13 protein-coding genes are annotated in these 13,081 nt (G+C 35.6%); 9 read left to right on the top strand and 4 right to left on the bottom strand.

Annotation, left to right across the window (positions count from 1 at the left end; translation table 11 throughout):
- Nucleotides 1-54 precede the first annotated feature (54 nt).
- The 5 genes from BMX53_RS02135 to BMX53_RS02115 all read left to right on the top strand — a co-directional run bounded on the left by BMX53_RS02135 (nucleotide 55) and on the right by BMX53_RS02115 (nucleotide 4,581).
- Nucleotides 55-465, top strand: coding sequence for a BrxA/BrxB family bacilliredoxin (locus tag BMX53_RS02135; protein WP_038986966.1), 411 nt, complete (start codon nucleotides 55-57; stop codon nucleotides 463-465).
- 64 nt (nucleotides 466-529) lie between these two features.
- A complete protein-coding gene (locus BMX53_RS02130) occupies nucleotides 530-1,261 on the top strand; it encodes a lysophospholipid acyltransferase family protein (RefSeq protein ID WP_038986967.1) in 732 nt (243 codons plus the stop codon).
- Nucleotides 1,262-1,341: 80 nt separating this feature from the next.
- Nucleotides 1,342-2,340 carry an acyl-ACP desaturase gene (locus tag BMX53_RS02125; RefSeq protein WP_038986968.1) on the top strand — a complete coding sequence of 333 codons (999 nt, stop codon included), beginning with the start codon at nucleotides 1,342-1,344 and terminating at the stop codon, nucleotides 2,338-2,340.
- Nucleotides 2,341-2,363: 23 nt separating this feature from the next.
- Entirely contained in the window at nucleotides 2,364-3,014 is a 651-nt protein-coding gene (locus BMX53_RS02120) for an HD domain-containing protein (protein ID WP_038986969.1), read from the top strand.
- 166 nt (nucleotides 3,015-3,180) lie between these two features.
- Nucleotides 3,181-4,581, top strand: a complete 1,401-nt coding sequence (locus BMX53_RS02115; RefSeq protein ID WP_038986970.1) for an SLC13 family permease — start codon at nucleotides 3,181-3,183, stop codon at nucleotides 4,579-4,581.
- Nucleotides 4,582-4,656: 75 nt separating this feature from the next.
- Here the strand turns inward: BMX53_RS02115 and BMX53_RS02110 are convergent, their stop codons facing one another.
- Both BMX53_RS02110 and BMX53_RS02105 read right to left on the bottom strand, forming a co-directional pair.
- A complete protein-coding gene (locus tag BMX53_RS02110; protein WP_038986971.1) occupies nucleotides 4,657-6,555 on the bottom strand; it encodes an amidophosphoribosyltransferase in 1,899 nt (632 codons plus the stop codon).
- A gap of 60 nt (nucleotides 6,556-6,615) precedes the next feature.
- Nucleotides 6,616-7,545: a PfkB family carbohydrate kinase gene (locus BMX53_RS02105; protein ID WP_038986972.1), complete on the bottom strand. Its 930-nt coding sequence runs from the start codon at nucleotides 7,543-7,545 to the stop codon at nucleotides 6,616-6,618.
- Nucleotides 7,546-8,377: 832 nt separating this feature from the next.
- Between BMX53_RS02105 and BMX53_RS02100 the strand changes: the two genes are divergently transcribed.
- Together BMX53_RS02100 and BMX53_RS02095 are read left to right on the top strand one after the other, a co-directional pair.
- A complete protein-coding gene (locus tag BMX53_RS02100; protein WP_038986973.1) occupies nucleotides 8,378-9,229 on the top strand; it encodes a hypothetical protein in 852 nt (283 codons plus the stop codon).
- 78 nt (nucleotides 9,230-9,307) lie between these two features.
- Nucleotides 9,308-9,943, top strand: coding sequence for an RDD family protein (locus BMX53_RS02095; protein ID WP_038986974.1), 636 nt, complete (start codon nucleotides 9,308-9,310; stop codon nucleotides 9,941-9,943).
- A 198-nt stretch (nucleotides 9,944-10,141) separates the two neighbouring features.
- Here BMX53_RS02095 and rnhA read toward each other — a convergent pair whose 3' ends face one another.
- Together rnhA and purN are read right to left on the bottom strand one after the other, a co-directional pair.
- Nucleotides 10,142-10,618, bottom strand: a complete 477-nt coding sequence (rnhA, locus tag BMX53_RS02090; protein WP_038986975.1) for a ribonuclease HI — start codon at nucleotides 10,616-10,618, stop codon at nucleotides 10,142-10,144.
- Nucleotides 10,619-10,624: 6 nt separating this feature from the next.
- Nucleotides 10,625-11,185: a phosphoribosylglycinamide formyltransferase gene (purN, locus tag BMX53_RS02085; RefSeq protein WP_038986976.1), complete on the bottom strand. Its 561-nt coding sequence runs from the start codon at nucleotides 11,183-11,185 to the stop codon at nucleotides 10,625-10,627.
- Between the two features lie 196 nt (nucleotides 11,186-11,381).
- Here purN and BMX53_RS02080 point away from each other — a divergent pair, with 196 nt between their 5' ends.
- A complete protein-coding gene (locus BMX53_RS02080) occupies nucleotides 11,382-11,618 on the top strand; it encodes an acyl carrier protein (protein WP_002988156.1) in 237 nt (78 codons plus the stop codon).
- 201 nt (nucleotides 11,619-11,819) lie between these two features.
- Nucleotides 11,820-13,073, top strand: coding sequence for a beta-ketoacyl-ACP synthase II (fabF, locus tag BMX53_RS02075; protein WP_205627535.1), 1,254 nt, complete (start codon nucleotides 11,820-11,822; stop codon nucleotides 13,071-13,073).
- Nucleotides 13,074-13,081: the final 8 nt, after the last annotated feature.

The raw sequence follows: 13,081 nt of genomic DNA, 5'->3' as shown, positions 1-13,081 counted from the left end.
TTTTATCTTTAATAAAAAATGTAACTTTGCTATATAACATAATTTAGATAATATATGTATCCAGAAGAAATAGTAAAACCTATGCGTCAAGAGTTAGTTGATGCAGGATTTGAATCATTACATACAGGTGCTGAAGTAGAATCAGCTTTACAAAAAGGTGGTACTACATTAGTAGTAGTTAATTCAGTATGTGGGTGTGCTGCTAGAAATGCACGTCCAGCTGCAGTTATGAGTTTAAGCGGAGATAAAAAACCAGCTAACATCATCACTGTATTTGCAGGAGTAGATAAGGAAGCTGTAGACGTAGCACGTCAACACATGTTCCCATTCCCTCCATCATCTCCATCGATGGCTTTATTCAAAGATGGCGAATTAGTTCATATGTTAGAGAGACATCACATTGAAGGAAATACTGCAGATGTAATCGCAGAAAACCTAATGGATGCTTATAAAGAATATTGCTAAAAAGAAGACCACCAGTAAGGTGGTTTTTTTTTTAAGTGTATATTTGCGTTAAACTATTTGATTAATGCAAAAAATAATATCTTACCCTATATCCCTGCTATTTGTGATTATTATGCTGATAGTACTATGTGTCTTTCACGCATTGCAGTGGATTGCATTTAACCTATTTGGATATAAAGCCCATAACGTTACTGTAAACGGACTTGTATGGTGGCTAATGGCTTGTACAGGTATCTTGGGAACTACTTATAGATTTCGTCAAGAAGAACAACTTCCAACAGATCGACCTATTATCTTTGTTTCTAATCATCAGAGTATGTTTGATATACCGATGATTATCTGGTTTTTTAGAAAGAATCACCCAAAATTTGTTAGTAAAAAAGAACTAGGAAAAGGTTTTCCTAGTGTATCATATAACCTTAATCACGGAGGATCAGTATTAATTGACCGAAAAGATGCTAAGCAAGCCTTAACAGCTATCAAAGGACTAGGTCAATATATCTCTAAGTACAATCGCTCTGCTGTTATCTTCCCAGAAGGAACTAGAAGTAGAGATGGTCAACCAAAAAGATTCTCTGAGAATGGAGTTAAGATGCTTTGTAAGTTTGCACCTGACGCATTAGTTGTACCTTTGACGATTAACAATTCATGGAAGATATTCCGTTTCGGGAATTTTCCTTATGGATTAGGAGCTAAAATCAGCTTATATGCGCATAAACCATTTGCAGTTAAAGATTATCCTTTTGAGGAAATCATGCAAATGTGCGAAGAGCAGATAAAATCAAAAATAGAATAGAATAAATTTCTAAATATAAACTAGCCTTTACTACCAACAGACTAAGCCAAGTAGTAGTGTAAGGGCATAAACATAACATTATGTCTATAAAGAATGTTCGCCTAGAAGTAATGCAGTTCTTAGAGAAGAATATCGATAGCTTTGTAGAAAGCTATTTGATACCAGTAGAAAAAATCTGGCAGCCATCAGACTTATTGCCTGACTCAGAAAGTGAGAACTTTATCGAGGAGGTAAAAGAATTAAGAGAATACGCTAAGGAATTACCTTATGATTTTTGGGTAGTTTTAGTAGGAGATACAATCACAGAAGAAGCTTTACCTACATACGAGTCATGGTTAATGGACGTAGAAGGAGTTAATCAAAAAGATCAACCAGGAGGTAATGGATGGGCTAAATGGCTACGTCACTGGACAGGTGAAGAGAATCGTCATGGAGATCTTTTAAATAAATACTTATACCTATCAGGTAGAGTAGATATGAAAGAGATTGAGATTACTACACATCACCTGATTAACGATGGTTTTGACCCAGGTACAGATAGAGACCCTTATAAGAACTTTGTATTTACAAGTTTCCAAGAGTTAGCTACTTATATTTCTCATAATCGTGTAGCTAAGTTAGCTAAGCAATATGGAGACCATAAGTTATCTAAAATCTGTAGATTAATTGCAGGTGATGAGATGAGACACCACCATGCATATAGTGAGTTCGTAGATCGTATCTTTAAAGTAGATCCAAGTGAAATGATGCTTGCTTTTGTAGATATGATGAAGAGAAAGATTACAATGCCAGCTAACCTTATTCGCGAATCAGGAGGAAAGATGGGAGATGCTTTTGAGTTATTCTCTGACTCTGCACAACGAATAGGAGTATACACAGCTCACGATTATATCGATATTATGCAGAAGCTTATTGACCGTTGGGAAGTAGCACAGTTAACTAATCTTACTGATGAAGCTGAGAAAGCGAGAGATTATTTAATGAAGCTTCCTACACGTATGGCTAGAGTAGCAGATCGTATGGTTATCGGACAAGAAGAGCACGTATTTAAATGGGTTAAACCAGCATTGATTAAATAAATACCTAATACAACACAATAGTTATGGACAAGCGTATAGATCAAGTCATCCTTTATGTAAAAAATGAGTTACAGCAAGCTGAAAGCGGTCACGACTGGTTCCACATCGAACGAGTTTATAAGAATGCCTTACATATAGTAGAAGGAGAAGGTGAAGTTGACTTAGTAGTAGTCAAATTAATTGCTCTTTTACACGATATCGCAGATAGTAAATTTCACGGTGGGGACGAGACAGTAGGACCTAATAAAGCGAAGAGATTACTTGAAGAACTTTCCTTTGATTCAGCAACTATTGAGCATGTAGTAAAAGGTATTGAGAACATCTCTTTTAAAGGAGGTAATTTTAATCAAGTCTTTCGCTCTAAAGAATTAGATATTGTACAGGATGCCGATCGTTTAGATGCTATTGGAGCTATAGGTATAGCACGTACATTTAACTACGGGGGGTATAAGAATAATCTAATCTATGATCCTAAGATAGAACCAAAGATAGGGATGTCTAAGGAAGAGTATAAGAATAATGTAGGTACGACTATTAATCATTTTTACGAGAAGCTTCTTCGATTAAAAGATTTGATGAATACAGACACAGGAAGACAATTAGCAGAAGGAAGACACCGCTTTATGGAGTCGTTTCTTAGCCAGTTCTACGACGAGTGGGAAGGCAATGCATAGTTAACTTAAAACATAGAGAAAGCCAGTCATTTGACTGGCTTTTTTGTTTGTATATAATCGAGTTCTCTTGGTTATAAAATAGATGAATTAGTGTTTTTTTACATAATTGCTATGCTAAAATTATTTTTTTGTTAACTTTAGTTAAAATTATTAAACAATACACAATATGCGTTTAGACTATGAGCATGAAAACAGGCCATTAAAATCAATGAGAAATTACCTTATTATTCTTTTTAATGTCATTGTGTTATTTCTTCTTATCAATTATTTACCCTACGAGCCTAAAGTTAATAAAGGATTAGCCTTATTAGTATTCGTAGCGGTATTATGGCTGACAGAAGCTATACACGTTACCACCACAGCCGTATTTGTGCCTGTGCTCGCCATAGGACTAGGATTAACGGATACTAAACCCGCGTTAGCCTCCTTTGCAGATCCGACGATCTTTTTATTCTTAGGGGGATTTGTATTAGCAGGTGCACTGCATGTACAGAAGTTAGATACCATTATCGCAAATAAGATTATGTATCTCGCTAAGGGTAGACTCTCTTATGCAGTCTTTTACTTATTTGCAGTGACAGCCTTACTATCGATGTGGATTAGTAATACAGCCACAGTAGCTATGATGTTGCCATTAGTGGTAGGAGTATTAGGTCAGTTAGACAGAGAGAAGTACCGCAGTACTTATGTATTTGTACTATTGGGTATAGCCTATAGTGCTAGTATAGGAGGAATGGGAACAGTAGTAGGTAGTCCACCTAATGCTATTGTAGCCTCTCAGTTAAATATCTCTTTTGCCGAATGGATGAAGATGGGAATACCAATCGTATTATTGTTATTGCCGATTATGATAGGAGTTATTTATTTTGTGTTTAAGCCTAAACTAGACTTCGAGTTTAAACATAATACAGAGCATATACCGATGACATTTGATCGTTGGTTGACTTTGGAAATATTCATAGGAACTGCTTTATGTTGGATATTCAGTGATCAATTAAACCCGCTTGTAGCTAACTTAGTAGGCTTCGAAGGTAAGTTTACTAACTTCGATACATTTATCTCCTTAGCAGCCTTTATTTTGATTTGTGTGAGCCAGGTGTCACGTTGGAAAGAATTACAACACAACGTAGACTGGGGAGTACTATTATTATTTGGTGGAGGACTAACATTGAGTATGGTCCTTAAAGATTCAGGAGCGAGTAAAGTAATGGCAGACTTATTAGTATCTTTTATTAAAGGAAGTCACTATTTTATTATCGGCTTAGTAGTATCGTTCTTTATCGTATTCTTGACAGAGTTTACCTCTAATACTGCCAGTGCAGCCTTGTTAGTACCTATCTTTATCTCTATATCAGAAGAGTTAGGATTACCACCATTAGGACTATCTATGATTATCGGACTAGGAGCATCATGTGCATTTATGCTACCTGTAGCTACGCCACCTAATGCTATTGTATTTGGTACAGGAGATATTCGTCAGAGAGATATGATGAAAGCAGGTTTTGTACTAAATATTATTTGTGCAATCTTAATATCAGTTATCGCTTATTACTTCTGGCTTAGCTAGTAAAATATATAGAATTAAAAAGGGCTGTTTCACAATCTGAAACAGCCCTTTTATATTATTGAATCATATTAAATTCTAATACGGTTTCTCATCTCTACCTTCATAGAAGTTGATAAATGCTCTATTTACCACTCTATTACCTCCGATAGTAGGATAGTCACCTGTGAAGTACCAGTCTCCTAAGTTGTGAGGACATGCAGTATGCAAGTTCTCTACAGATTGGAACACGATCTTCACATCAGACTTAATGTTTACATCTTTTACCATTACAGATATCTTATTAGAGATCTCCTCATCTGTAAACGGAGCATAGATTTCTTTCACATAGTTTACTACTTCGCTATCGTGTAATCCTTCTTGAGCTTTAGATTTTTTATATACCTCTTCTACGATGTGGTATAAGTTTCTATCTTTTAATAACTCTATAGCAGCTTGGAATGCGATAAGACCTTCTAGTTTAGCCATATCGATACCATAGCAGTCAGGATATCTCACCTGTGGAGCAGCAGATACTACTACGATGCTCTTAGGGTTAAGTCTATCTAGCATTCTGATGATACTCTTCTTAAGTGTAGTACCACGTACGATACTATCGTCGATAATTACTAAATTATCTGTAGGTTTTATCACACCATAAGTCACATCATATACGTGAGCTACCATATCATCACGACTACTGTCATCAGTGATGAATGTTCTTAGTTTAGCATCCTTTACCGCTATCTTCTCTGTTCTTAATTTTACAGATAAGATCTCTTGTAATTTTGCCTCAGATAAGTTCTCTTTATTTTTAAGAATATCAGCTATCTTACGTTGGTTAAGGAAATCTTGAGCCCCTTCTACCATACCGAAGAATGAAGTCTCAGATGTATTTGGGATATATGAGAACACAGAGTTATCAGTATCGTCATTAATAGCCTTTAATACCTCAGGGAAGATTAGTTTACCTAAATCCTTACGCTCTTGGTAGATCTCTGCATCATTACCTCTAGAGAAGTAAACTCTCTCAAAAGAACACGCCTTAAGTGGAAGTGGTTCTAAGATTTGTTCGAACTTCACAGAAGCATCCTTGCGGATGATAATAGCCTGTCCAGGAGTAAGTTCTTTTATTTCTTCAAAAGGAACATTAAATGCAGTCTGTATTACAGGTCTCTCACTAGCCACTACCACAATCTCGTCATTCTCAAAGTAGAATGCAGGACGGATACCAGCAGGGTCGCGTAATACGAATGTATCACCGTGTCCTATCATACCAGCCATAGCAAATCCACCATCCCAGTTTTTAGAAGCACGACGTAAGATACGAGCTACATCTAGACGCTCACCGATAAGTGGAGAAGCACTTTTCTTAGTATACCCCTCTTGTTTAATTTTGTAGTATAAGTCATTTACTTCATCATCTAAGAAGTGTCCTATTTTCTCCATTACAGTGATGGTATCAGACATTTCTTTAGGATGTTGTCCTAGCTCTACTAGATCTTGAAATAAATCACGTACGTTAGTCAGGTTAAAGTTACCTGCTACGATAAGGTTTCTGTGCATCCAGTTGTTTTGACGCAAGAAAGGGTGAACGCTTTCAATATTATTTTTACCGAATGTACCATATCTCACGTGACCTAAGAATACCTCTCCTAAATAAGGGATGTGTTTTTTCTGAAGGTCCACATTGTTGTGGTATTCAGGATGAGCTTCCATTTCCTCGTTGATACGTTCATTGATTTGCATGAATATATCTTGGATAGGTTGTGCTTTATTAGAGCGTACACGGCTAATGTATCTCTCACCAGCATCCATATCCAGTTTAATACTTGCTAATCCAGCTCCATCTTGTCCTCGATTGTGCTGTTTTTCCAATAGCAAATACATCTTCTGTATTGGATAGAAAGCACTCCCATACTTTTCTTTGTAGTAAGATAACGGTTTTTTTAATCTAAGAACCGCAATCCCGCATTCGTGTTTTAAAGCGTCGCTCATGTGTAGTTGTGTGTTGGTGTTGAATAAAAAAAGCCCCATGACGAGGCTTATAATTTTACATTATTGTTTTAATTCGATATCGAATTGAGTTAACATTTTAAATTGTTGTAGTCTATTCACTACTTCAGTATCATTTAAATTTTCCATCCTACAAGTTCCGAATTCTTCAACGCAGAACGAAGCAAGGTTAGAACCATAAATGATAGCATTCTTCATGTTTCTGAACGAAACATTACTACTCTGTGTCAAATAACCTGTGAATCCACCCGCAAAAGTATCACCTGCCCCAGTCGGGTCAAATACTTCTTTTAACGGTAACGCAGGAGCAAAGAACACATCCTTATCAGCGAATAATAAAGCACCGTGCTCGCCCTTCTTAATCACTACATATTTTGGTCCCATTGTATGGATTACTTCAGCTGCTTTTACTAGTGAGTATTCACCAGATAATTGGCGAGCTTCTTCATCGTTAATGGTGATAACGTCTATTCTTTTTAATACTTCTTTTAATTCGTCTAAAGCACAATTCATCCAAAAATTCATTGTGTCTAATACTACTAGTTTTGGTGTAGTAGTTAATTGATCTAAAACGCTTATTTGGATATTAGGGTGTAAGTTACCTAGCATCACTACATCTGCATCTTTATAATCATTAGGAACAATAGGGTTAAAGTCTGCCAATACATTAAGCTGTGTATCTAATGTATCTCTAGAGTTTAAGTCATTATGGTATCTACCGCTCCAAAAGAAAGTCTTACCATCTTTTACAACTTCAATACCAGAAGTATCTATGTTTTTACTATTTAAAAGGTCCAAGTGTTCTTGTGGAAAATCATCTCCAACCACAGACACTATAGCAGATTTAATATTAAAGTGTGAGGCAGACAATCCGATGTATGTCGCTGCACCACCTAAGATCTTGTCTGTTTTTCCGAATGGAGTTTCTATCGCATCAAAGGCCACCGTCCCCACTATCAGTAATTTATTCATATTTTTTGCAAAGAAATAAGCTACAAATATATGGCAATACTCTTTTTACTACCAAATTTAATAGTCATAATTAACTATTTTACTATTAACCTTTTCAGAGCTAAATATATAGGTTTTTTCGCAATTAACTCGTAGCGAGTGGGTATTATTATCTAATTAGATGAATTTTACTCTTTAATGGTAGACTATTATTTAACACGATATTAATATTTGTGTCATGTCAGAAGGCTGACCTAATGATATATAAGACATGGTGAGATATTAGGTATATAATGTACTATTTAAATGTGTATGGTACTGTATATCCTTTTTTTAAAAGCTGGTTATAAGAGATAAAAGTATAATTGTTGAGCTAATACGCGATACACTTACTCCTAGGATCAGTCTAGGGTTATTTTAGAGTTCTTTTAGAAAATGCTCTGTGTTTAGAGCAAAATGGGAGAATTGTAAAAGAATCCTCGAAGGAATTGTCACGAGCACCCATAAATAGTGGCTTGGAGCTATGCCGTTAGATTTTAGCTCTACTGAGTTGTTTTTTATTAGAGTATTGATTATTAGGATATTAATATTTGTTATTCGCAATAATGAGATAAAAAAGTGACGCACTTTTTATTAAAAAGAGGTGTAAAAAAACCTTTTTTAAGCTATTTGAATAAAAAAGTAGTCAAATAAGCGTGTTCTCGGAGTGTAAGTAGAGTGTGTTTTCTTATTAAAAGAGAAAAAGTGAATAGTTTTTTTGAGGAGAGGTACTCACTTCAAATAAATCTCAATTTTTGAGAGAATTTATTTTATAGATTTACAATAACGAACTAACCTAATCTATAAAATTGTTATGCAAAAAAGCTTGACACTTTTAATGACTATATGTGTAAGTCTTCTAATGAATGCACAGGTGCATATTCCTTTTAGACTGACATCTTATAATAATATAATAGTCAAAACGCTGGTGAATGATAAAGATTCGCTTGATTTGATGTTTCAGATAGCGATGCAGGATGCTGCTATCTCTCCTATGCGTGTACATAAAGTAGAAAATATCTCATTTGATAAAGAGGAGTATAGCCCATCTAATAAGGTGCAGATAGGAGGACAAGTGTGGAATGATATCGCCTTTGAGAATAATCAGATGAGCGGGTATGAGTCTGATGGTAAGATTGGGATGTCTCTGTTTAAAGATAAAGTGTTAGAAATAAATTATGACCAATCTGAATTCGTAGTATACGATGGTCTGCCTACTGTGGAAGGGTATATAGCTATACCTATATTATATCGCAACGGTGTAATGTTTATAGATGTGACAAGTCTGATAGGGGGTAAAGGTTATACACATAAGTTTTATCTACAATCTGGATATTCTGGAGCTATATTGTACGATGACAACTTCGCTGAAGTAAATAAACTCAGTGAACAACTAGTAACTATAAGTGAAAAGGAATTAAAAAATGCCCAAGGTAAAAGTGTGATTACTAAAAATGCTGTAATAGGACAGTTAGAAGTAGGAGGAATGCCTCTTAAAGAGGTGTCTGTTGGCTATTTTGCAGGAGAATTAAAGAATCAACCTCTTAGTGTCTTTGGAGCAGATATGCTAAAGCGATTTAACTGGGTCATTAGTGCAGATAGAGCAGTTGCGTGGGTTAAGCCAAGTAAGTATTTTAGTTCTTTTTATTTTGGGAGTACTAAATAGGTGTTATTTCACGACTGTATTATTTGATTAGTCATGTGTTGAATTTATATTATTATTTTTGCAGTAAAATTGTAATGAATGAAAAGAGAGTACTTTATCTCGATTAATGGACAGAGCCAAGGGCCTTATAGTTATGAAGAATTGGGACAATTCGTTATATTGCCTAATACCTTAATATGGCATAAGGACTTGCGCAATTGGACAGAAGCGGCTTTTTTAAAAGAGTTAGAACCTTATATCAACAAGGTTAGTCACACTACTCCTAATGGATTTAATTATAACAATGGCTTTTCGGTAAGTTATGCTCATGATAACCAGCATGTCATCGTGACTACACCTACTGAACGTATACATTATAGGTATGCTGACTTCGGAGAGCGCCTTGCGGCTCGCATATTAGATGGGTTGATAATTATAATTCCATCTATATTTATACCTTTTATCGCAGGATGGTTATACTGTGCTATTATGCAGAGTGGAGATGAGCAGGCTACAGTAGGTCAGCGTACGATGGGTATTTGTTTATTAGATATGCAGACAGCTAAGGTGTCTTTTGGTCAAGCTACAGGACGTTTCTTCGCTTCTATTCTCTCAGCATTCTTTTTCTTTTTTGGGTATTGGATGTTTTTCTGGATGGATAAAAAGCAAACACTACATGATAACTTAGCGAGTACTATAGTCGTAAGAGAGGTAGGTAGAGAGAGAATAGGTTAAAACTAGATTTGTATTAGCCCAATGTATCGAGTTAGTTCTGCTGTGCCCCTGTTTTACTTCTATTAAAGTCATTATAATATGGCTTTTGATTTGTTCAGATACGGTTAGTATAACTAATACTCGTTTATAAGGTCGATGATGGAACTTAGGTTAAATATAAAAGAGAGCATTTCGTTCATTTCGAAATGCTCTCTTTGTTTATTTATCTTCTATATTTTCGTAGTATTCATCTATTAATAGATTCGATGAGGTAGCTGCCTTCACAGCTAGTACATCACAGCGTTCATTCATAGGGTGGTTATTATGTCCTTTTACCCATTTGAATTGCACATTGTGTTTGCGATATACTTTTAAGAAGCGCTGCCATAGGTCTGGATTCTTTTTGTCTTTAAAGGCTTTTTTCTCCCAGCCAAACACCCATCTTTTGTCCACAGCATCTACTACATACTTAGAGTCTGATACGACTAGTACATCAGTACCTTCGTTTTTTAGCATTTCTAAGCCGACGATTACCGCTAATAGTTCCATGCGATTATTGGTGGTTTTTCGGTAACCTTGAGATGCTTCTTTATAGACATTACGGCCAGCCCACTCTAATATTAGGCCATAGCCACCAGGACCAGGATTACCTCTAGATGAGCCGTCTGTATATAGTATTACTTGTGGTAAATTCATTTATGTTTAAAATAGTAGTTTTTCGATTACTTGAGGGAAGTGAAGGTGTTCTAATTTAAGTACAGCAGCCCCTACTTCTTCTGGAGTCATAGATTCATTAATAGGAGTAGATGTCTGGAATATAGTAGCTCCTTCGTCATAGTTCTCGTTTACATAATGTATAGTGATTCCTGATTCTTTTTCTTTATTTGCTACCACAGCTTCATGTACGTGATGACCATACATTCCTTTACCTCCGTACTTAGGTAAAAGTGCTGGGTGTATGTTAATTACTTTATTCGGATATTTTTTAACAAGGTCATCAGGAAATTTCCATAAGAAGCCTGCTAAAACAATTAAATCAGGTTGAAATTGTTCTAAATTTTGAGATACAACACCTTCATTAAGCATATTTCTATCAAAAATCAGAACGGGAACATTTCTTTTTTCCGCTTTTTCTATTACCTTAGCGTTTTGGTTGTTAACCAAAATTAGGTATTGATTAGTGATAGATTTTTGCTCAAAGTAGTTAAGAATGTTTTCTACATTAGAACCTGAACCAGAGGCGAATAGAGCTATTTTTTTCATGTTGTTAGTTGTGTTATGAAGTTGAAAGTGCGTTATTTTCGTACAAAAAAAAGAATAATAACTGACAATAAATAGAAAAATAGGGATAAGTATTAATAATTTTTATAATTTCGCACCGACAATTAACATGAAAAATCAGGTTTTAAAATAAAGTTTTTTATTTTTGCCTACGAAATTAAATTTAAAATTAAAGATTATGTCAGACATTGCATCAAGAGTAAAAGCGATTATCGTTGACAAATTAGGTGTTGACGAGAACGAAGTTGTAGCAGAAGCAAGCTTCACTAATGATTTAGGAGCTGATTCACTAGACACTGTTGAGCTTATCATGGAGTTCGAAAAAGAATTCGATATTCAAATTCCAGATGACCAAGCTGAAAACATTGCTACAGTTGGACAAGCTATCTCTTACATAGAAGAAGCTAAAAAGTAATAACTATATCCCGCGTGTTTATTCCATAAACACGTGGGTGTTATTATTTTTTTTAAGAAGACTGATTTTTAGAAGAAACAAAAAAGGACAGATTGGCAACAATCTAACATATACAATCAAACAAACACCCCAATGTTTCCTTTTTTTACAAAAGTGAAAGTTGGGATTTTTTTTTATAGTACAAACCATATAAGTTATTTTATGAAATTAAAGCGAGTTGTTGTTACCGGTTTAGGTGCCCTTACGCCAATTGGAAATAATATTCAAGAGTATTGGAACAACCTAATTAATGGAGTAAGCGGTGCTGCACCCATTACATATTTTGACGCTACCAATTTCAAAACTCAGTTTGCGTGCGAAGTAAAGAACTTTAACGTTGAGGATTTTATTGAGAGAAAAGAAGCACGTAAAATGGACCGTTACGCTCAGTATGCTATGGTTAGTGCAGACGAAGCGATCAAAGATTCAGGATTAAATTTAGAAACTATTGATTTAGATAGAGCTGGTGTTATCTGGGGTTCAGGTATCGGAGGATTAGAAACATTCCAAAACGAGGTTACTAACTTCGTAGAAGGTAATGGAATTCCTAAATTCAATCCGTTCTTTATCCCTAAGATGATTGCGGATCTTGCAGGTGGTCATATTTCAATGAAGTACGGTCTTAGAGGACCTAACTTTACGACTGTGTCTGCATGTGCATCATCTACTAATGCTATTATAGATGCGTTTAACTACATCCGTTTAGGTATGGCAGACATCTTCGTAACTGGAGGTTCTGAAGCTGCTGTAACTATTGCAGGTATTGGAGGATTTAACGCTATGCATGCATTATCTACACGTAATGACGATCCTCAGACTGCATCTCGTCCTATGGACAAAGACAGAGAAGGATTCGTATTAGGTGAAGGAGCTGGAGCTATCATCTTAGAAGAATATGAACATGCTGTGGCTCGTGGAGCTAAGATCTACTGTGAAATCGGTGGAGGTGGTATGTCTGCAGATGCACATCACTTAACAGCGCCACATCCAGAAGGATTAGGAGCTACTAATGTAATGATCAACTGTCTTAAAGATGCTGGATTAGAAGCTAAAGACGTGGACGTATTAAATATGCATGGTACTTCTACACCATTAGGAGATATCGCTGAGTCTAAAGCTATTATCAATGTATTCGGAGAACATGCTTATGATATGAACCTTAACTCGACTAAGTCGATGACAGGACACTTATTAGGAGCGGCTGGTGTTATCGAGGCTATTTCTGTTATCTTATCTATAGAACATGGAATAGTACCTCCTACTATCAACCACTTTACTGATGATGATCAAATCGATTCTAAACTTAACTTTACTTTTAACAAAGCACAAAAACGCGATGTTAAGGTAGGTATGAGTAATACATTCGGTTTTGGAGGACACAATGCTTGTGTACTTGTAAAGAAATTAGAGAAGTAATAATCATC

It is taken from the genome of Myroides marinus, assembly GCF_900109075.1.
GTDB classification, from domain to species: domain Bacteria; phylum Bacteroidota; class Bacteroidia; order Flavobacteriales; family Flavobacteriaceae; genus Flavobacterium; species Flavobacterium marinum_A.
The sequence above is the reverse complement of the archived record's forward strand: the minus strand, read 5'-3'. Positions and strand labels throughout refer to the sequence as shown.

Bases quoted from the DNA above. Each gene is read 5' to 3' on its own strand.
- BMX53_RS02135 (WP_038986966.1), top strand. From the start codon at position 55: ATGTATCCAGAAGAAATAGTAAAACCTATGCGTCAAGAGTTAGTTGAT.
- BMX53_RS02130 (WP_038986967.1), top strand. From the start codon at position 530: ATGCAAAAAATAATATCTTACCCTATATCCCTGCTATTTGTGATTATT.
- BMX53_RS02125 (WP_038986968.1), top strand. From the start codon at position 1,342: ATGTCTATAAAGAATGTTCGCCTAGAAGTAATGCAGTTCTTAGAGAAG.
- BMX53_RS02120 (WP_038986969.1), top strand. From the start codon at position 2,364: ATGGACAAGCGTATAGATCAAGTCATCCTTTATGTAAAAAATGAGTTA.
- BMX53_RS02115 (WP_038986970.1), top strand. From the start codon at position 3,181: ATGCGTTTAGACTATGAGCATGAAAACAGGCCATTAAAATCAATGAGA.
- BMX53_RS02110 (WP_038986971.1), bottom strand. From the start codon at position 6,555: ATGAGCGACGCTTTAAAACACGAATGCGGGATTGCGGTTCTTAGATTA.
- BMX53_RS02105 (WP_038986972.1), bottom strand. From the start codon at position 7,545: ATGAATAAATTACTGATAGTGGGGACGGTGGCCTTTGATGCGATAGAA.
- BMX53_RS02100 (WP_038986973.1), top strand. From the start codon at position 8,378: ATGCAAAAAAGCTTGACACTTTTAATGACTATATGTGTAAGTCTTCTA.
- BMX53_RS02095 (WP_038986974.1), top strand. From the start codon at position 9,308: ATGAAAAGAGAGTACTTTATCTCGATTAATGGACAGAGCCAAGGGCCT.
- rnhA (WP_038986975.1), bottom strand. From the start codon at position 10,618: ATGAATTTACCACAAGTAATACTATATACAGACGGCTCATCTAGAGGT.
- purN (WP_038986976.1), bottom strand. From the start codon at position 11,185: ATGAAAAAAATAGCTCTATTCGCCTCTGGTTCAGGTTCTAATGTAGAA.
- BMX53_RS02080 (WP_002988156.1), top strand. From the start codon at position 11,382: ATGTCAGACATTGCATCAAGAGTAAAAGCGATTATCGTTGACAAATTA.
- fabF (WP_205627535.1), top strand. From the start codon at position 11,820: ATGAAATTAAAGCGAGTTGTTGTTACCGGTTTAGGTGCCCTTACGCCA.